Source organism: Rhodococcus marinonascens NBRC 14363 (genome assembly GCF_001894885.1).
In the GTDB taxonomy this organism is placed as follows: domain Bacteria; phylum Actinomycetota; class Actinomycetes; order Mycobacteriales; family Mycobacteriaceae; genus Rhodococcus_F; species Rhodococcus_F marinonascens.
Genome location: NZ_BCXB01000011.1, coordinates 24070 through 43222 on the forward strand (window position 1 = coordinate 24070; position 19153 = coordinate 43222).

General features: G+C 63.8%; 17 protein-coding genes. 3 read left to right on the top strand and 14 right to left on the bottom strand.

Annotated elements, in window-relative coordinates; translation table 11 throughout:
- Nucleotides 1-13: 13 nt before the first annotated feature.
- From RM2_RS09955 to RM2_RS09980, 7 genes are all read right to left on the bottom strand, one after another.
- Entirely contained in the window at nt 14-1645 is a 1632-nt protein-coding gene (locus RM2_RS09955; RefSeq protein WP_072688730.1) for an ABC-F family ATP-binding cassette domain-containing protein, read from the bottom strand.
- Between the two features lie 149 nt (nt 1646-1794).
- Nucleotides 1795-3216 (bottom strand): sugar porter family MFS transporter, encoded by a 1422-nt coding sequence (locus RM2_RS09960; protein WP_072688732.1) that lies wholly within the window; start codon nt 3214-3216, stop codon nt 1795-1797.
- Nucleotides 3217-3328: 112 nt separating this feature from the next.
- Nucleotides 3329-4411, bottom strand: coding sequence for a zinc-dependent alcohol dehydrogenase (locus RM2_RS09965; RefSeq protein ID WP_072688734.1), 1083 nt, complete (start codon nt 4409-4411; stop codon nt 3329-3331).
- Between the two features lie 33 nt (nt 4412-4444).
- The gene (gene manD, locus RM2_RS09970) at nt 4445-5659 is read right to left on the bottom strand and encodes a D-mannonate dehydratase ManD (protein ID WP_072688736.1); all 1215 of its coding nucleotides are present in this window, start codon (nt 5657-5659) and stop codon (nt 4445-4447) included.
- A gap of 5 nt (nt 5660-5664) precedes the next feature.
- Nucleotides 5665-5808, bottom strand: coding sequence for a hypothetical protein (locus tag RM2_RS24445; RefSeq protein ID WP_169846702.1), 144 nt, complete (start codon nt 5806-5808; stop codon nt 5665-5667).
- A 246-nt stretch (nt 5809-6054) separates the two neighbouring features.
- Complete coding sequence (locus RM2_RS09975) at nt 6055-7029, bottom strand: FadR/GntR family transcriptional regulator (RefSeq protein ID WP_084721712.1); 975 nt, start codon at nt 7027-7029, stop codon at nt 6055-6057.
- 4 nt (nt 7030-7033) lie between these two features.
- Nucleotides 7034-7816 (bottom strand): SDR family NAD(P)-dependent oxidoreductase, encoded by a 783-nt coding sequence (locus RM2_RS09980; protein WP_072688738.1) that lies wholly within the window; start codon nt 7814-7816, stop codon nt 7034-7036.
- 1225 nt (nt 7817-9041) lie between these two features.
- On the opposite strand from RM2_RS09980, the gene RM2_RS09985 reads away from it, so the two are divergent.
- The 3 genes from RM2_RS09985 to ku all read left to right on the top strand — a co-directional run bounded on the left by RM2_RS09985 (nt 9042) and on the right by ku (nt 12421).
- A complete protein-coding gene (locus tag RM2_RS09985) occupies nt 9042-10064 on the top strand; it encodes a phosphatidylinositol-specific phospholipase C (protein ID WP_084721713.1) in 1023 nt (340 codons plus the stop codon).
- Nucleotides 10065-10341: 277 nt separating this feature from the next.
- Nucleotides 10342-11490 carry a lycopene cyclase family protein gene (locus tag RM2_RS09990; protein ID WP_084721714.1) on the top strand — a complete coding sequence of 383 codons (1149 nt, stop codon included), beginning with the start codon at nt 10342-10344 and terminating at the stop codon, nt 11488-11490.
- Between the two features lie 40 nt (nt 11491-11530).
- Nucleotides 11531-12421 (top strand): non-homologous end joining protein Ku, encoded by an 891-nt coding sequence (gene ku, locus RM2_RS09995; RefSeq protein WP_445009099.1) that lies wholly within the window; start codon nt 11531-11533, stop codon nt 12419-12421.
- Between the two features lie 70 nt (nt 12422-12491).
- On the opposite strand, the gene RM2_RS10000 is transcribed toward ku, so the two are convergent.
- From RM2_RS10000 to RM2_RS10030, 7 genes are all read right to left on the bottom strand, one after another.
- Nucleotides 12492-12905 (bottom strand): metal-sulfur cluster assembly factor, encoded by a 414-nt coding sequence (locus tag RM2_RS10000; RefSeq protein ID WP_072688899.1) that lies wholly within the window; start codon nt 12903-12905, stop codon nt 12492-12494.
- Nucleotides 12905-13423, bottom strand: a complete 519-nt coding sequence (gene sufU, locus RM2_RS10005) for a Fe-S cluster assembly sulfur transfer protein SufU (RefSeq protein WP_072688741.1) — start codon at nt 13421-13423, stop codon at nt 12905-12907. Before sufU ends, RM2_RS10000 begins: the two co-directional genes overlap by 1 nt.
- Nucleotides 13420-14679 carry a cysteine desulfurase gene (locus tag RM2_RS10010; RefSeq protein ID WP_072688743.1) on the bottom strand — a complete coding sequence of 420 codons (1260 nt, stop codon included), beginning with the start codon at nt 14677-14679 and terminating at the stop codon, nt 13420-13422. The genes sufU and RM2_RS10010 overlap by 4 nt, the downstream gene beginning before the upstream one ends.
- 6 nt (nt 14680-14685) lie before the next feature.
- Entirely contained in the window at nt 14686-15510 is an 825-nt protein-coding gene (gene sufC / locus RM2_RS10015) for a Fe-S cluster assembly ATPase SufC (protein WP_072688745.1), read from the bottom strand.
- A 45-nt stretch (nt 15511-15555) separates the two neighbouring features.
- Nucleotides 15556-16785, bottom strand: coding sequence for a Fe-S cluster assembly protein SufD (gene sufD / locus RM2_RS10020; protein ID WP_072688747.1), 1230 nt, complete (start codon nt 16783-16785; stop codon nt 15556-15558).
- Nucleotides 16785-18245 (bottom strand): Fe-S cluster assembly protein SufB, encoded by a 1461-nt coding sequence (sufB, locus tag RM2_RS10025; RefSeq protein ID WP_072688749.1) that lies wholly within the window; start codon nt 18243-18245, stop codon nt 16785-16787. Before sufB ends, sufD begins: the two co-directional genes overlap by 1 nt.
- 89 nt (nt 18246-18334) lie before the next feature.
- Entirely contained in the window at nt 18335-19084 is a 750-nt protein-coding gene (locus RM2_RS10030) for a helix-turn-helix transcriptional regulator (protein ID WP_072688751.1), read from the bottom strand.
- Nucleotides 19085-19153: the final 69 nt, after the last annotated feature.

Consider the following 19153-nt stretch of genomic DNA (forward strand, 5'->3'; position numbering starts at 1 on the left):
GACACTTCCCTTATCAGGCGAGTTGGATGAGCTCCAGGTAGTCCTGAGACCAGTGGTCCTCGGTGCCGTCTGGAAGGAGGATGACTCGCTCCGGATCGAGCGCCTCAGCGGCTCCGGGATCGTGGGTCACGAGCACCACGGCGCCGGTGTAACTGCGGAGCGCATCCAGTACTTGTTCGCGTGAGACGGGGTCGAGGTTGTTCGTCGGCTCGTCGAGCAGTAGGACGTTGGCTGCGGACGACACCAGACCGGCCAGCGCGAGACGGGTCTTCTCTCCACCGGACAGTGTCCCTGCAGGCTGTTCGAGTTGTGGTCCGGTGAACATGAAGGCACCGAGCAGCGAACGTAGCTCCTGCTCCCCCGTGTCCGGCGCGGCGTGGCGGATGTTCTCCCAGACAGACGCGGCGTCGTCGAGGGTGTCGTGCTCCTGCGCGAAGTATCCGATCTTCAGGCCGTGTCCGGGGACCAGCCCCCCGGCGTCCGGCGTTTCGACGCCTCCGAGGACGCGAAGCAGCGTCGTCTTGCCTGCGCCGTTGAGTCCGAGGACAACGACCCGCGAACCACGGTCGATCGCGAGGTCGACGCCGGTGAAGATCTCGAGCGAACCGTAGACCTTGGTCAGATTCTCCGCCATCAGCGGGGTCTTGCCGCACGCGGCCGGTTCGGGGAAGCGGATCCGCGCCACCTTGTCCGACACCCGTTCGGCGTCGAGGTCCGACATCAGTTTGTCGGCGCGCTTTGCCATGTTCTGCGCTGCCACGGCCTTGGTCGCCTTGGCGCCAAGTTTCGCGGCCTGGACGCGCAGTGCACCGGCCTTTTTCTCCGCGTTGGCGCGCTCACGGCGTCGGCGCTGCTCGTCAGTGGCACGAGCATCCAGATACTTCTTCCAGGTCATGTTGTAGACATCAGCCTCACTGCGCACCGCGTCGAGGAACCACACCCGGTTCACGACGTCGCTGAGCAGGTCGACATCGTGGCTGATGACGATCAGTCCGCCCTCGTGGTTCTGCAGAAAACTGCGCAGCCACGTGATCGAGTCGGCGTCGAGGTGGTTCGTCGGTTCGTCGAGCAGGAGCGTCGTGTCGGACCGTCCGCCGCTACCATCCGAGGCTGCGAACAGGATCCTCGCCAACTCGACGCGGCGCCGCTGACCACCCGAGAGGGTGCGCAATTGCTGTCCGAGGATACGGTCTGCCAGACCCAAGCTGCTGCAAATTCGCGCCGCCTCGCTCTCGGCCTCGTATCCACCGAGGGCCGAGAAACGGTCCTCCAGGTTGCCGTACTTGCGCACCGCTTTGTCACGCTCGGCGTCGTCGACGACCTCGGACATCAGGATCTGCTGCTTCTCCATGTCCCGAAGCAGCGAATCGAGGCCCCGCGCGGAGAGCACCCGGTCCTTCGCAAGGATGTCGAGGTCGCCTTCCTTGGGGTCCTGCGGGAGGTAACCGAGATCGCCGGTGCGCATGACCGACCCGGCGTACGCCTCACCCGCGCCGGCCAGGATGCGGAGTGTCGTCGTCTTGCCGGCACCGTTGCGGCCGACAAGACCGATCCGGTCGCCGGGCTGCACCCGCAAGGCCGGCCCGGGAGCAGACAGCAACGTCCGCACTCCCGCTCGAACTTCCAGGTCGGTGGCGGTGATCAAACAAGACTCCTAGGAATATGACGCTCGCGCTGAAGAAAGCCCGCGCACAGAACACACGAACCAGCGATTTTACCCTGAACTTCGGCGAGTGGATAACCTGCCGGCCAGTGATTCCCCTAACGTTCGATCCTCTGGTCGGCGAATCGCAGTCACCCCATTTCCTCGAGTGTCCTTCCCTTCGTCTCACGCACGCACCAGATGACGAACGGAGCAGAGAACGCGGCGAATGCGGCGAAGATGAAGTACGAACCGGACAGACTCCACTCGGCCATGCTGGGGAAGGACACGGTGATCAGCCAATTGGTGATCCATATAACCGAACAGGCGACACTGAGCGCGGCGACACGGATTCGGTTGGGGAACATCTCGCTGAGGAGGACCCACAGTACGACACCCCAAGTCATCGCGAAGAACAGCACGAATGCATGCACCGCAAAAAGCGCGATGGTGCCTTGCGGGTTGGGTAGGGCGGCGTCGTCACCCTGCCCAACGAGGAAGGAGAAGGCCCATGCGGCCACGCCGAGCGAGATGGCCATACCGACCGAGCCGATTACACAGAGCGTCTTGCGCCCGATCCGGTCGATCAGAACAATCGCCAAGCCGGTGCCGATGATGTTGATGATCGACGTGGTGAACGAGTAAAAGAAGGAGTCGGATGGGTCGATGCCGACTGACTGCCACAATGTGGCGCTGTAGTAGAAGATGACGTTGATTCCGGACATCTGCTGGAAGATGGCCAAGGCAATGCCGATCCAGACGATGGGCAGCAGGACTGCGCGTCCGCCGAGCAGGTCTCGCAGTGACGATTTGTGTTCGGACCGCATCAGGGCGTCGATCCGGGCGACCTCGGCATCGAGATCGGTGCCCGCAGGTTCGATACCGGCGAGCACGAGTTTCGCCTCGACGATGCGGCCTCGTGCGACGAGATAGCGGGGTGATTCGGGGATGCGCATTACCACCAACCCGTAGACGAGTGCGGGCAGCACTTCGATGCCGAGCATGATCTGCCATGCCTCGAGGCCGAGGAGTGCGCCGCGCTGGTCGCCGCCGGCTAGGCCGAGTATCGCGAAGTTGACCAGCTGGGATATGGCGATGCCCAGCACGATCGCGGCTTGTTGGAGGGAGCCGAGCCTGCCTCGGTACTCGGCGGGTGCGATCTCGGAGATGTAGGCAGGTCCGATCACGGATGCCATCCCGATCGCGATTCCGCCCAAGACGCGCCACACACCGAGGTCCCACACGGTGAATGGGAGCATCGAGCCGATACCGCTGATCGCGAAGAGGACGGCGGCGATCTGCATGACGCGGGGCCTGCCGATGCGGTCGGCGAGTCGTCCAGCTGTCATTGCACCGGCAGCCGCACCGAGGAGGGCGATCCCGATCACGGTCCCGAGGCTTGCGGACCCGATATCGAACTTCCCGCGGATGCCTTCGACGGCTCCGTTGATGACGGCGCTGTCATAGCCGAACAGGAACCCCCCCATGGCAGCGGCGGCGGAAATGAACAGGACGTGGCGCAGGCGGTGTGCACTATGAGCGGTGGGCGGGACGGCGCTAATGATGTTGGGCATGTTTAGGTTTCCTGGGGAGCGGCGCAGCTACAGGGGGACGTAAGGGGGGTCGGGGTGGACGATGGTTCAGGGGGATGGACGCGGCGGTCGAATCGGGTTGGCGCGGAGGCGGTCATGGATGTTCTCCGGTTTCCGGTCCGGTTGTGTCGGAACAGCGGACGAGAACCTTCACCGCGCCGGCTGTGGGGTCGGCGAGCAGCGGCAGGCCGACGGTGGCGACGTCGCCGAGTGGGATCCGGTGTGTAATGAGCGGTTCCGGGTCGACGGTTCTCGTTGCCAGCAATTGGACCGCCGTGTGGACGTCGTCGTCGTACATGTGTGCGGCGGTGCCGAGTATGCGTCGTTCACCGATGACGAGTGCCGGGATGTCGACCGGTCCGTCACCGCCGTGCAGTCCCACCACGATGACAGTGCCGCCGGGTCGAACGGCTCGAAGGGCCTGATTGAGCAGACCGGGGCTGCCTGTACATTCCAGTACCGTGTCAATTCCCGGTTCGGGTAGGGCTGCCAGCAGCGCCGGTAACTCGTCGGCGTGGACGGGGCTGACCCCGAAGTGCTCGGCGATGGCGAGGCGGTCGGCGCGGACGTCGACAACGAACACTGCGTGGGCGCCGTGGCTACGGACGATCTGGGCGATGATCAGTCCGGTCGTACCGCCGCCGAGGATCAGGACGGTGGAACCGACGACGCGCGGCGCTTTGCGGAGGGCACGCACGGCCACTGCCGTAGGTTCGGCCAGCGCGGCGTGGGCGGGTTCGAGCGAGGGCGGTACCGGTATGCAGCGGTCGGCGCGGGCCACCATGTACTCGGATAGGCCGCCGTCGTCGTGCTGGCCCAGCACCGTGAGTCGCGGGCACAATCCCTCGTCGTGGCGATTGCACCACCAGCAGGCGCCGCAGCCGATGACGACGTCGGGGATGACGACGGTGCCGGCGGGGAATCCGCTGCCACCGGCGGCGGCCTGTTCCACGACGGCGACGATCTCGTGTCCGAGAGTGATCGGTGCGACACGTCCGCTGCCTGGGTGGGGTTGGGTGACCGGGATGGTCAGTGGTCCGTTGCGGTATTCCTCGAGGTCGGAGCCACAGACCCCACACCACAGGACACGCAGCAGCGCCTGCTCCGGGGTCGGTATTGGCGGTGCGATGTCGACGACGGCGATATCGTCACGGCCGAACCAACGTGCAGCCTTCATAGTGCGTTCCTTCTGAGGCGGGGTGCCGGGTAGCTACCAGTCGTGGACGGTTCCGTCGGGTAGGTGGGCGACCGGGAGATAGGCGCACTCGTAGGGGTAGCGGGTCGCGAGTTCCTCGTCGAGGCTGATTCCGAGCCCCGGCTCGTCACCGGGGTGCAGGTAACCGTCATCGAATCGGTAGGCGTGGCGAAACACTTCGTCAACGAGCGGTTGGTGGCGCATATGTTCTTGGATGCCGAAGTTCGGGGCCGAGAGGCCCATGTGGAGGGCGGCGGCGAGGCCGATCGGAGAGACGTCGCTGGGTCCGTGGGAACCGGTGCGCACCTGGTACAGCTCGGCCATCGACCAAATCTTGCGGACGTGTGTGATGCCTCCGGCGTGCACGATCGCACAGCGAATGAAGTCGATCAGCTGTTCACGCAGCAACAGTTCGGCGTCCCAGATGCTGTTGAACACTTCACCAATAGCGAGGGGAATCGTGGTGTGCTGGCGCACCAATCGCAGGGCGGAGGGGTTTTCGGCCGGGGTGACGTCCTCTAGCCAGAACAGGTCGTAGGGTTCGAGGTCCTTGCCCAGTCGTGCCGCCTGCTGGGGTGTGAGCCGATGGTGTGCGTCGTGCAGCAGCGGCAGCTCATGGCCGAACTGATTGCGCAGTTGCTCGAAGACCGACGGGATATGGCGTAGATACGCCGAGGTGTCCCAGGTTTCCTCGGAGGGCCGGGCGCCCCGGCCGGCGGGTTCGTAATCGACATCGTCCGAGCGCCCGATCCCGTAGACGCCGTCGAGGCCGGGCACCCCGGACTGCGCGCGGATGGCGCGGTAGCCGAGTTCGAGTTGCCGGTGCACCGAATCGATCAACTCGGGCATATCTGCTCCGGTGGCGTGGGTGTAGGCGAGGCAGCCCTCGCGGGAAGCGCCACCGAGTAGCTGATATACGGGAAGCCCTGCGACTTTGCCCTTGATGTCCCACAGCGCCATGTCCACCGCGGCGATCGCGGCCATGGTGACCGGGCCACGCCGCCAGTATGCGCCTTTGTACAGATAGTTCCAGGTGTCCTCGATCTGGCTCGGGTCACGGGCTATGAGCAGCGGACCGATATGGTCGCGCAGGTATGACGCCACGGCCAGTTCGCGGCCGTTGAGAGTGGCGTCTCCGAGTCCGATGACACCGTCGGAGGTCCTGATTTTCAGGGTCACGAAGTTGCGGGTCGGGCTGCTGACGATGACCTGGACGTCCTCGATCTTCACTGCAGTCAGTTCCTTTCGGTACGCGAGAGTCGCTGTGTGTTGATGCCGCAGTCCTCGCTGCTACCTGGATCTTCGAGGCGCAGCACGGCCAGGGGCTCACAGAGGAAGACGGTGGATGCCTGCGCTGGGTGGGAGTCGAGGTCGGCCACGTTAATCCATTCTGTGGACTGACTAACAAGGTGCGTGTGGTATTACCGGTCTGACCAATATTGTGTGGCCCCCGCCCTCCACTGTCAATACGTCGAGGCGAAAATCCTGAGCATCCAGCACTTGACTAGGGCATCCGGCCGGTGCCGCGTTCGGCCATACGACGTCGATCCACCTGCCGGAAATGCTGGTGTGACGCCGATACTCGCTCGATGCAGTAAACGGGACGACTAACGGGTTCGAGCCGTCTAGGCGAGTTCGTGATCGATCCGAGCGGCGTCGATGCCCCGAGCGGCCAGCACGTCGTCGAGCGGGACGTCCAGGTCGTCGCCGTAGAAATCCAGTGCGAGCCGTAGGTGCTCGGCCATCGCCGCACGTGCTTTGTCTGCGTCTCGCCGTGCGATCGCGTCGTGTATGGCAGCATGCCAGGGATCGCCGGCCTGCATCACTTTCCGATCGCTGAGGCTGCGCAGCATCAGCCCGTAGACCAGGGGCCGGATGGCCCCGAACATCACTGCGATCACCGGGTTTCTACTGGCCTGAGCCACCGCTTCGTGGAATTCCAGATCAGTGCGCGCCAGCTCGGACAGGATCCGTGTGGCTTGATGGCGGCGCAGGGCGTCCCCAATTACTGCGATCTGTTCGTCACTGCCGTATGTAGCGGCCATCGCGGCCGCCTCACATTCGAGCATCGTGCGCGAGGAGACCAGGTGGCGGGCCGTGACGTTGCTGCGTTGCGCCATCCTCGCCAGCGGCCGCGCCAGATCACTGGCCGCTACCTCGCGCACAAACGACCCGCGGCCCGCGAATACATCGATGTAGCCGCGCTCCTGCAATCCGCGCAGCACCTCCCGGATTACCGGGCGACTCACTCTGTACTCGGCGCACAGAGCACGCTCCGACGGTAATCGGTCGCCCACTGCGAGAGCGCCGCTGAGGACCCGCTGCTCGAGCTGACGAAGCACCTGCTCCTGGGTGAAGTACGGCATCCGTGCGTGGCCATGTGGCGCGGACGGTAATTCCATGGCAGCGAAGCCTTCCTCGGGGAACCCATCAGAATGGACCGGTATGACCGCAGGGGCAGCCGACGACATGCAGTAATAGCTGCCCGCGGACGCCGGGGGCGGCACCTGAACAGTACGCCCGCCCGACCTCTTGCGCGAGGTCGTGATCAGCTGACGATCGAGTTCCTCAACACCGAAGGCGCATGTCGACCCCGGCATGCCGTCACAAATCCTCACCGGTCGCGGCAGCGGCCTGCGGGATGCGCAGTGATGCGCCGCCGTCGGCGAGTAGCACACTGCCGGTCATGTAGTCGCCGGCGTCGGAGCACAGCACCCCGACGGAACGGGCGACCTGTTCGGCGGTCTGCAGACGGCCCAGTGGAACGGCGGTGGCCACCCGTGCAGCATATTGTGGTTCGGTCTCCAGTTGGTGCTTGGCCATTCCGGCGTAGACGATCCCCGGGGCCACAGCGTTGACAAGAATTCCGTACTCGGCCAGTTCCGCTGCCATGCAACGGGTGAGCATTCGAACACCGGCCTTGGTGACCGAGTATGCGGCCACCTCCGGCCATGGCATTTCCTGAATAAAGGACGATGTCAACACGATTCGGCCCGGCCTGCGGCGAGCGACCATGATGCGTGCCGCGGACTGCCCCACATGGAAACAGCCAGTCAGGTTCGCCTGCAAATGGTTTTCCCACTGTTGCGGGGTGATCTCGAGGAAAGGAGCGGATTCGACGATCGCGGCGTTGCTGACCACCACGTCGAGCGGATCGATGGCCGCCAGCGTCTTGGCAACGGCGTCGGGGTCGCGTACGTCCATCTTCCGGTAGCAGACCGTCCCACGCGCGACAAGACTGTCGACCACCGGCGCGGCCTGATCGTCTTCCACGATGTCCAGCAGCGTAACCTGCGCCCCGCAGTCGAGTAGGAGAGATGCGATCGCACGTCCGATGTCACCGACTCCTCCGGTGACGACGACTCCGAGTCCAGCAGGGATATTCATGCGCGCACCTCGGTTTGTAGACGGCCCGCTCAACGGGCGATGGATTGGGCGACACACCCAAGGTATTGTCACTGCATTGCAACTTCGGTCTTACCGGTAATACCACAGTACGGCAACCAGTACCCCCCCCAAGGGGCCCGCGCACGACGCACGTGTCGAACAGAGACCAAACTCACGGAACGCCTGATCGCATCGCTCCTCGGAATTACTCATCTCGCCCGCAACAGACTGCATCCGCGGCCCGCTTCGGCCTGTTCACTCTTGGCGTGGCACTTTGGGTTGCGTCGGTTGGTGAGGTGCGAGAGATGGGTGATGAGTGTTGTTCGAAGGCTGGTCGGAATGGCCTAATTCTGCATTTCACAGGGTTCCGTCGCGGGCCGAGTAAGGCGGTGCGTGCAGATTCGCATCTTTCCGCCGCCGACCGCGCGACCGCGTGTGCCGGAACCAGCATCACCCCTCCCCCCGCAGTGCAACGTGGACAGCGGGGAGCCTCCTGTCATCCGAGAAGTTGTCCACGCAGGCTGGTGCGGGACCCCGCGCGCCAGGCCCACTCCCCCACTCCCCCACTCTCCGTCCGTCGACGGACCACCGCGTCGGGGATCCGGGTGTGGTGAGTGGTCTGGAAGAGGATATTGAATGGATGGTGATGCTGATGGTTGGTCGGTTGTCGCCACCGATGGTTCTGTAATACCCGCAGTTCCGTCCGGGGCGGACCTATATCCATCCCGGATTTTCACCTGCAACTGGGAGACAGTGAACTGACGATTCATGGGAGCGGCCTCCACGGCAAGCTCCCGCCGTCACTGGTGGGCTTTTCCCTTCCCCGTCGCCGATCGGTGTGTGCGTCGCCGGCCCCACTCCCCTTGCCGGTGGTCGGCTGGAGCACATCGGAAACTGGGCCACGGGTGCGATTGCAGACACTGACAGAGGGGTCGGGGGCTCGCATAGAGCGTGGTGGTTGGCCCCACACTCGGCGGACGGTATGCACTGAGCGAATCGCCGCGGTATCCGCCGACGTGGTCGAGCATCAAACGGCCCGCCCGCCGACGAAACTCGAGAGGGAGCCGTGTAGGCACGGACGGACTGTTCGCTTCATTCTGACCCGGGTATGAAACGAATTCAACGAAACTCGCTCCACGCCAGCGCATTCGTTGTAATACTGGGCCCTTCGCAGCCCGGCGGCGCGCAGATAGTAGGCGGGCACGCCCCTCAGAAGGAGACCGAGATGACAGCCCGCCCCAGACGCCACACCGTGCTGCGGGCACTCGCCGCGACCCTGCTGCTGGTGCTGACTCCGATGTTTCCCGCCGCAGCAGCAGCGAACTCGAGCGTAAGCAGTAGCGAACTCGCTGCAGGCAGCTTCGGCGGCGGCGACCTCCACACCACGTCCGCGCCCGACTGGATGGGGGATCTTCCCGACACGTCGAACCCCACGACACTGTCCCTGCCGGGCACCCACGACACCATGGCACACAGCGCGTCGATCGTGGGCGCCACCCAAGATTTCGATCTGACTACCCAGCTGCGTGCCGGCGTACGGGTGCTCGACATCCGCACCCGCCACTTCCAGGACGCGTTCCCGATCCACCACGGGCTCGAATACCTGCACGCCAACTTCACGGACGTCGTGCGAATGGTCACCGATTTCCTGGGCGAAAATCCGAGCGAAACGGTGCTCATGCGGATGCAAAAGGAGCACACGGCAGCCGAGAACACCCGTTCGTACGAGGACACGCTGAACTGGTACATCCACGAGAACCCCGACACTCGCAACCTACTGGCTGAACGCCTGTGGACGCCGCCCGCCGGCTACGACGGTCGGATCCCGGACCTCGGCGAAACCCACGGCAAGGTCGTCATTTTGCAGAACTTCGACGCCACCGGCGTTTACGGGCCACGCTGGGGCCGCACGCTGGTGGATATACAGGACGACTACCTTCTCCAGAGCCTCGCCGCAATCGAGACGAAGTGGTCGAAGGTCCGCACCCAGTTCGAGCGCTCTGCGCAGGGGTCGACGCAGACCCTGTTTGTCAACGGTCTGAACGCGACCAGCGGGGAAAACCTTAGGGCGATAGCCGGTGGCGTGCTGCCGATCACAATCGCCAAGGGCTTCCCTAGCACTATCGGAATGCTCGAGCGGACGGAGAAATACCTGCGCGACAACGGCACTGGCCGCACCGGTGTCGTGATGGCGGACTTCCCGACCGCCGGTCTAGTCGAGGCGGTCATCGCCCGTAACTTCAGCTGACCGCCGACACCGGCGCCTCGCGGAGCGAGCGGTGCAAACGATCGTCGCGATCTTTCGGCGACTGTTTGGTTCCCTTGTCGGGCCGACTCCGCCAAACAGTGATCGCATTCGTTGCCCCGTGGGCCAGCTCCGAAGCGATAAGGCGATCGAACAGTGAGGGGGCCCGGGTAGATAGTCCTTCCTTACGCGAGCCGGCCGTGGGTTCGTAATTCGGTAATTATGGTCATTCCGTTTGTCACCGACTCAAATCGATTTGCTCACATGGCATGCTGACGGCGTGACAAGTGCCGTGCCATCGCAGACCTGGGACGTTGCAATCGTCGGCCTCGGGCCGGCGGGTCGGGCGCTCGCCCACCGCAGCACCGCTCTCGGATTGTCGGTGGCGTCGGTCGATCCGCTCCCCCGACGGTCCTGGACCGCAACGTATGCGGCCTGGGAAGACGAACTCCCGGCTTGGCTGCCCAGCCACGCTGTCGCCTCGAGAATTGCGCGGCCGACGGCCTGGACCACGCGGCGGCACACTATCGATCGCACCTACTGTGTTTTGAACACACCTGTACTGCAATCAATACTTGCGGAGAAATCCGGCAGTGTTTTCGCAGGTAGAGCAATCAACCTCTCCCCCACTGCCGTCCGCCTCGCGGGCGGCTCCACCCTGAACGCTCGTGTGGTGGTCGATGCTCGCGGAACCGGGGACAGCCCCGACCTCGCGCAGCAGACAGCGTTCGGAGTCGTCGTCGAGCCTGACACCGCTGCACAAGCACTGGCCGGTGAGGACGCAGTGTTCATGGACTGGCGCCGCGACAACGGCACGTCGCCTTCTGCCGCACCGTCGTTTCTCTACGGAGTTCCGCTCGCACCGGACGCGTACCTGCTGGAGGAGACATGCCTGGTCGGTCGGCCGCCAGTTCCGATGTCGGAACTGGCCTCTCGCCTCTACCACCGACTTCATGCCAGAGGCGTGCTCATTCCGTCTCACTCGAACGTCGAGCGGGTCCGATTCGCGGTCGAACCACCGCATGAGGCCGGACGTTCCCGTACATCGGACCCGGTACGGTTCGGTGCCCGAGCAGGGTTGATGCATCCCGGAACCGGCTTCAGCGTCGCAGCGTCACTGCGGTGTGCGGATGCTCTTGCCCACCAACTGCGTGACGGATCGTCCGAAGGTCTGTGGCCGTGGCGGGCTCGCACTGTTGCCCCTCTCCGATCGCTCGGTCTCCGCGTCCTCCTGAATCTGAACGCGGAACAGGCCCCCGAATTTTTCGAGCATTTCTTCGACCTGCCGCCACGGCTACAGGCGGCGTACCTGTCCGACCGGTCGAATCCGGTTGGAATGCTGTCTGCAATGCGCCGAATGTTTCTGGCTTCTTCCGGCGATATCCGCGGGGTAATTCTGCGTTTGGCGCTTCGCCGGGAAATTCGGTGAACTGTCGCGAGAATACAAGAAGCAGACCATCATGGAATACATGCGGTCGATATGGAAGGGCTCGATAGCATTCGGTCTCGTGAACGTGCCGGTCAAAGTCTGCTCGGCAACGGAGGATCACGATATCAAGTTTCACCAGGTCCACGGGAAGGATGGCGGCCGGATCAGATACAACCGCGTCTGCACGGAATGCGGCAACGTCGTGCAATACGCTGATATCGACAAGGCCTACGATTCCGACGACGGCGTCCGCGTGGTGTTGACCGACGACGATTTCGGGAAATTGCCTGCAGCCGAGAAACACGAAATTCCAGTTCTGCAATTCGTTCCGACGGAACAGATCGATCCCATTCTGTTCGAGAAAAGTTACTTTCTGGAGCCGGACTCCACTTCACCTCGGGCGTATGTCTTGCTCGCGACAGCGCTCGCGGTAAGTGATCGCACAGCCCTCGTCCACTTCACGCTGCGTCAGCGCACACGACTGGCAGCGATGCGTTCCCGCGACGGTGTGCTGGTGATTCAGACGCTGTTGTGGCCGGACGAAGTACGCGCGGCCACATTTCCTTCACTCGAGGACGTCGAGAAACCGAAGGCGAAGGAACTGGCGATGGCCGAGACTCTCGTCGACAGCATGGCCGAGGATTTCGACCCCACCGAGTTCACCGACGATTACCAGACGCAGTTGCGTGCCCTGCTCGACGAGATGATCAGTTCGGGTGGCAAGAAGGTCATCCCCGTGGCCCAAGCGGACAAGGGCGGCGAGGACGCCGAGGTAGTCGATCTGGTGGCAGCACTTCAGCGCAGTGTGGATGCGGCCGGGAAGAAAGCTGCGCCCGCGAAGAAGAAGTCAGCCGGCACTGCTGCAATCAAGGGCACTGCGGAAGAAAAGAACTCATCCAAGTCGACCACTTCTGAGCGCAAGCGCGCCTGACCCCACCTGGCAACCCACGACGGACTCGGCGAGAGAGAATCTCGCCGAGTCCGCGTAGGTGCAGGTCTGATCAGACAGTGAAGCCGAGCGCGCGCAGCTGCTCGCGGCCGTCCTCGGTGATCTTGTCCGGGCCCCACGGCGGAAGCCACACCCAGTTGATCTTCATCTCGTCGCAGAGGCCACTACGCACCAGTGCGCCGCGGGCCTGGTCCTCGATGACATCCGTCAACGGGCAAGCCGCCGACGTGAGGGTCATATCGATTGTGACGACGTCCTCGTGCTCGGTAATTCCGTACACCAGACCGAGGTCGACAACGTTGATGCCGAGTTCCGGATCGACGACGTCGCGCATCGCCTCTTCGAGTTCTTCGAGGCGGTCCTGGTCGAGAATCGCACCCGCCGCCTCTGCGGCCTCGGGCTGATCGGTCGACATCTGTTCCGGTGCAGCAGTGGCATCCGCCCCTGGCGTCTGCGTCTCGCTCATCATTCCTGTCCTCCGATTCGAACTGGTTCGCCGTCTTCTGCACGAACGGCAGAATCCCTGTTGTTCACAATCTCTGAACGGCTGTCCGTTATCCGAACAACCGCGTCCTTGAAAGCCATCCACCCCAGCAGCGCGCACTTGACGCGGGCCGGATACTTCGAGACGCCGATGAAAGCGATGCCATCTCCGAGGACATCCTCGTCCCCCTCGACGGTACCGCGGCTACCGACCATCTCAGTGAATGCAGCAACGGTCTGTAGGGCCTGCTCGACTGGCATTCCCACTACCTGATCTGTGAGGACCGACGTGGATGCCTGACTGATGGAGCAACCTTGACCGTCGTAGGACACGTCCGCCACCGTGCCGTCGTCAGCCAGGTGCACGCGCAGCGTCACCTCATCGCCGCAGGTGGGGTTCACATGATGCACCTCGGCGCCGAACGGTTCGCGTAGACCACGGCCGTGCGGATGCTTGTAGTGATCCAGGATCACTTCCTGGTACATCTGTTCCATTCTCATGACGGCACCACCCCGAAGAACCTCTGCGCGCGCCGTACCGCCGCGGCGAGCGCGTCAACCTCGTCGACCGTGTTGTAGAGCGCGAACGACGCCCTCGCCGTGGCTGCCAGCCCGAACCGACGGTGCAGCGGCCAGGCACAGTGGTGGCCGACGCGGATTGCAACGCCCTCGTCGTCGAGGATCTGGCCGAGATCGTGGGCGTGGATTCCATCGACCACGAACGACACCGCTCCGCCGCGATCCTCGGCAGTCGTCGGACCGATGATGCGCACGCCGTCGATGGCACCGAGCGCCGCCAGGGCCGCCTCGACGAGGGTGTGCTCGTGCGCGGCAACGGCGTTCATCCCCACCGCTTCGAGATAACGCACCGCAGCGGCGAGCCCGACCACCTGTGAGGTCATGGGAACGCCGGCCTCGAACCGCTGCGGCGGCGGCGCGTACGTGGTGCTTTCCATCGTGACGGTTTCGATCATCGAACCACCGGTGATGAACGGCGGCATCGCATCCAATAACCGGCGTCGGCCGTAGAGGACACCCACACCGGAAGGTCCGAGCATCTTGTGGCCGGAGAACGCCGCATAGTCGACTCCGAGACGGTGGAAGTCGACGGGCATGTGCGGCACCGACTGGCACGCGTCGAGCACGACGAGCGCCCCGACCGCGTGGGCGCGGCGGACCATCTCCTCGACAGGAGCGACCGCCCCGGTCACGTTCGACTGATGGGTGAACGCGACGACCTTGACGGCATCGGTCAACTCCAACGAGCCCAAGTCGATTCGTCCGTCGTCGGTGACGCCGTACCAGCGCAGCGTGGCCCCAGTGCTCCGCGCGAGTTCCTGCCACGGGACCAGATTGGCGTGATGCTCGAGTTCGGTGATGACGATCTCGTCGCCGGGGCCGAGGTGCCTGTCGAAGCGATCGTCACCGAAGACGTGCGTGACGAGATTCAGCGATTCCGTCGCGTTCTTCGTGAAGACGAGTTCGTCGCTGTCGGCTCCGACGAATGCGGCGATCGTCGCACGCGCGTTCTCGTATGCCTCCGTCGCCTCTTCGGCCAACTGGTGAGCACCTCGGTGCACTGCCGCATTACAGGTGGTGAGAAACTCTCTCTCGGCGTCGAGCACCTGATTCGGACGCTGCGATGTCGCACCCGAATCTAGATACACCAGCGGTTTTCCGTCGCGGACCGTACGCGCCAGGATCGGGAAGTCCTCCCTGATCCGGGTGACGTCGAGTACGCGCGCCGAGATGGTCATCTGCGTCTATGCCCCTTGCGTTGCTGCAGCCTGGGTGAAGCGCTCGTAGCCGTTCGCTTCGAGTTCATCGGCCAGTTCCGGGCCACCCGATTCGATGATGCGACCGTCGACGAACACGTGGACGTGGTCCGGGGTGATGTACCGCAGGATGCGGGTGTAGTGCGTGATCAGCAGGACTCCGCCGTGCTGACGCTCCTTGTACCGGTTGACGCCCTCGGAGACGACGCGAAGGGCGTCGACGTCGAGACCCGAATCGGTCTCGTCGAGGATCGCGATCTTCGGCTTGAGTAGGCCCAGTTGCAGGATTTCGTGGCGCTTCTTCTCACCGCCGGAGAATCCCTCGTTCACGCTGCGCTCACCGAACGACGGGTCGATGTCCAGTTCGGTCAGCGCCTCCTTGACTTCCTTCACCCAATGACGGAGCTTCGGGGCCTCGCCACGGACTGCGGTGGCGGCGGTGCGCAGGAAGTTGGACATGGAGACACCGGGAACCTCGACGGGGTACTGCATCGCGAGGAAGAGACCCGCGCGGGCGCGCTCGTCGACGCTCATCGCGAGGACGTTCTCGCCGTTGAGGGTGATGGAACCGGATGTGATCCGGTATTTCGGGTGGCCCGCAATGGCGTAGGACAACGTCGACTTGCCGGACCCGTTGGGGCCCATGATCGCATGCGTCTCGCCGGAGCGAACTGTCAAGTTCACGCCCTTGAGGATGTTGATCGCGTCGGCGTTCTCGTCGGTGTTCGCGACGTCGACGTGCAGGTCCTTTATTTCCAGGACAGAGGATTCCGGGACCGAAGTGTCGGGAGTGGAGGCATCAGGGGTAGGCATTGTGATCCTTAGAAGAAATAGGGAGGTAGTGGTTCGCGGCGCGGCTCAGACGCCGACCGCGGCGAGTTCGGCCTCGACAGCGGCTTCGAGGCGTTCGCGAATCTCGGCGACGGCGATCTTGTTGATGATCTCGTGGAAGAAGCCGCGCACGACGAGTCGCCTCGCCGCATCCTCGGGAATTCCTCGGGCGCGCAGGTAGAACAGCTGTTCGTCGTCGAATCGGCCTGTGGCACTGGCGTGGCCGGCACCGACGATCTCACCGGTCTCGATCTCGAGGTTCGGAACCGAGTCTGCGCGCGCTCCGTCGGTGAGGACGAGGTTGCGGTTCAGTTCGAAAGTGTCGGTGCCCTCTGCCTCGGCCCGGATCAGTACGTCGCCGATCCACACGGTATGGGCGTCGGGCTTCCCGGAATGCGGATCGCCCTGCAGTGCGCCCTTGTAGACCACATTGGATTTGCAGTGCGGCTGTGAGTGATCCACCAGCAGTCGTTGCTCGAAGTGCTGTCCTGCATCAGCGAAGTAGAGACCCAGAAGTTCGGCATCGCCTCCGGGACCGTCGTACTTGACGGTCGCGGACAGTCGGACGAGATCGCCGCCGAGACTGATCGCGTTGTGCCGCAGAACCGCGTCACGGCCCAGTCGCGCATGATGCGCCGCGACATGCACTGCGTCGTCGGCCCAGTCCTGCACGGCAACCACGGTGAGGTGGGCGCTGTCGCCGAGCACGAATTCGACGTTCTCCGCGAACGTGCCACTGCCGCGCTGGTCGATGACTACGGTCGCCTTCGCAAAGGCGTCGAGCCGAATCTGCAGGTGCCCGTAGGCCACCTTGCCCTCGCCGGGGCCCGTGACGGTGATGTTGACGGTGTCGGCGACCTCGACCTCGCGGCCGAAGGTCACGACGGTGGCCGCCTCGAACCCGGAGTATGCGGCGGCAGCCACCCGGTCGGCGGGAACACCTGCCTTGCCGAGGCGATCGTCCCCGCGTCCGACGGTCTCCACCTTCACGGAGTCCGGGGCCACCACGTCGACGGTGACAGCTCCGTTTGCGACGGCTGTACCGTCGTGCAGTCCACGGAGGCGGCGCAGCGGAGTGAACCGCCACACCTCGTCACGACCACCCGGAACCTCGAACGCATTGACATCGAACGAAGTGAAGACCTCGCCCTTGTTGACGATCGGCGAACCGGTGGCTGTGCGCGCTACCCGTGGATTCTCACCCACGACTGCTCCGGCGACTCCGAGATTCTGGACACCAGCTTCTGGCGTGGTCACTAACCCACCGCCCCTTCCATCTGCAGTTCGATCAGGCGGTTCAGTTCCAGGGCATACTCCATCGGGAGTTCCTTGGCGATCGGCTCGACGAATCCGCGCACGACCGTGGCCATGGCTTCGTCTTCGGTGAGACCACGGCTCATCAGGTAGAACAACTGATCGTCGCTCACCTTCGAGACGGTGGCCTCATGGCCCATGGTCACGTCGTCTTCGCGGATGTCGACGTAGGGGTAGGTGTCCGAGCGGCTGATCTGATCGACCAGCAGGGCATCACACTTGACCGTCGACTTGGAGCCGTGGGCACCCTTGTTGACCTGGACGAGTCCGCGATAGGACGCCCGCCCACCGCCACGCGCCACCGACTTGCTGATGATGGTGGACGACGTGTGGGGCGCGAGGTGCAGCATCTTGGCACCGGTGTCCTGGTGCTGACCCTCACCGGCGAATGCCACGGAGAGGACCTCGCCACGGGCGTGTTCACCCATCATCCAGACTGCCGGATACTTCATGGTGACCTTGGACCCGATGTTGCCGTCGATCCACTCCATGGATCCACCGGCCTCCACCTTGGTGCGCTTGGTCACCAGGTTGTACACGTTGTTCGACCAGTTCTGGATGGTCGTGTAGCGGCAGTGGCCGCCCTTCTTCACAATGATCTCGACGACCGCGGAGTGCAGGGAGTCCGACTTGTAGATCGGTGCCGTGCAGCCCTCGACGTAATGCACCGAGGCGCCTTCGTCGACGATGATCAGCGTGCGCTCGAACTGGCCCATGTTCTCCGTGTTGATACGGAAGTACGCCTGCAGCGGGATGTCGACGTGCACGCCCGGCGGAACGTAGATGAAGGAGCCACCCGACCACACAGCGGTATTCAGCGCCGAGAACTTGTTGTCGCCGGCCGGGATGACCGAGCCGAAATACTCCTGGAACAGTTCGGGATGCTTCTTCAGGCCGGTGTCGGTGTCCAGGAAGATGACGCCCTGCAACTCGAGGTCCTCACGGATCGAGTGGTAGACCACCTCCGACTCGTACTGAGCCGCGACACCGGAGACGAGGCGCTGCTTCTCTGCTTCCGGGATGCCCAGCCTGTCGTACGTGTTCTTGATGTCCTCGGGCAGGTCTTCCCAGCTCTCGGCCTGCTTCTCGCTCGAGCGCACGAAATACTTGATGTTGTCGAAGTGGATGCCCTCGAGGTTCGAGCCCCAGTTGGGCATCGGCTTCTTGTCGAACGTCTTCAGCGCGCGCAGCCGAATGTCGAGCATCCAGTCCGGTTCGCTCTTCTTCGCCGAGATGTCGCGTACGACGTCTTCGGACAGACCTCGCTGGGCACTGGCCCCGGCCACGTCGGAATCGGACCAGCCGTACCCGTAATGCCCGAGCGACGCGATGGTCTCTTCCTGCGTGAGCGGTTCGGCGGTGGCCGACGCAGTGGATGTCACCTGGTCTGATGTGACTGTCATGCGAACTCCTTCCGGAGTCTTGTTTACGAGACCGGCGAGGGCTGGTCGCCGGTAGTTTCTGTCGGAAAAGCGGGCTGTCGAGTGCGGTGCTACTTCGGGCTGGCGGGCGGGACGAGTGGAACGTGGGTGGTGCATGCGCAGTCACCATTTGCGATGGTCGCGAGCCTCTGGACGTGGGTACCGAGCAACTGGGCAAATGCTTCCTGCTCGGCATCACACAGTTCTGGGAATTCCTCGGCCACGTGCGAGACCGGGCAGTGGTGCTGGCAGATCTGCACACCGTTACCGACCCGGCGAGTCGACGCCGCGAATCCGGCGGTAGAGAATGCCCCGGCGATGGCATCGGCGGTGGCTTCGAGACCTTCTGCACCCTGGTCAGCTGCCGGGGTCACGTCTCCGATGATGGCCTGGACACGGCGCCTGGCGAAGTCGGTGATCGCAGCGTCTCCCCCAACCTCCCGAAGTTGGCGCATGGCGGCACCAGCGAGGTCGTCATAGGCGTGACCGAGCCTGCCGCGACCCTTCGCCGTGATCTGGAAGTACTTGGCGGGTCGTCCGCGTCCGCGATGGCGCGTACCGGATGCGGAAACCTCGCGCGCTTCGCCCGATTCGAGCAGTGCGTCGAGATGGCGTCGCACACCCGCGGCGCTCAGGCCCAGCCTCGTTCCGATCTCCGATGCGGTGATGGGGCCCTCCTCGAGGAGGAGTTTCACCACAGCCGCACGCGTGCGGCCTTCATGGCCGCCCGCAACGGCTGACGCAACTCCGACAGTGCCAGTAGAAGAAGGCGCGTGAACTGCGCTTTCTTTCCCTGTACGTCGTGTCGCTTCCGTTTTCACAACACCAGTGTGACGGAATTCCGATCACAGGTCCACTAAGGCTGCCCTGCCTTGAATCTGTGACCGCGC

Coding starts and splice junctions, on each gene's coding strand:
- RM2_RS10010 (WP_072688743.1), bottom strand. CDS start 14,679: ATGACCATCTCGGCGCGCGTACTCGACGTCACCCGGATCAGGGAGGAC.
- sufC (WP_072688745.1), bottom strand. CDS start 15,510: ATGCCTACCCCTGATGCCTCCACTCCCGACACTTCGGTCCCGGAATCC.
- RM2_RS10000 (WP_072688899.1), bottom strand. CDS start 12,905: ATGAGCGAGACGCAGACGCCAGGGGCGGATGCCACTGCTGCACCGGAA.
- RM2_RS09975 (WP_084721712.1), bottom strand. CDS start 7,029: ATGCCGGGGTCGACATGCGCCTTCGGTGTTGAGGAACTCGATCGTCAG.
- sufB (WP_072688749.1), bottom strand. CDS start 18,245: ATGACAGTCACATCAGACCAGGTGACATCCACTGCGTCGGCCACCGCC.
- RM2_RS09985 (WP_084721713.1), top strand. CDS start 9,042: ATGACAGCCCGCCCCAGACGCCACACCGTGCTGCGGGCACTCGCCGCG.
- RM2_RS09980 (WP_072688738.1), bottom strand. CDS start 7,816: ATGAATATCCCTGCTGGACTCGGAGTCGTCGTCACCGGAGGAGTCGGT.
- RM2_RS09960 (WP_072688732.1), bottom strand. CDS start 3,216: ATGCCCAACATCATTAGCGCCGTCCCGCCCACCGCTCATAGTGCACAC.
- RM2_RS09965 (WP_072688734.1), bottom strand. CDS start 4,411: ATGAAGGCTGCACGTTGGTTCGGCCGTGACGATATCGCCGTCGTCGAC.
- sufU (WP_072688741.1), bottom strand. CDS start 13,423: ATGAGAATGGAACAGATGTACCAGGAAGTGATCCTGGATCACTACAAG.
- ku (WP_445009099.1), top strand. CDS start 11,531: ATGCGGTCGATATGGAAGGGCTCGATAGCATTCGGTCTCGTGAACGTG.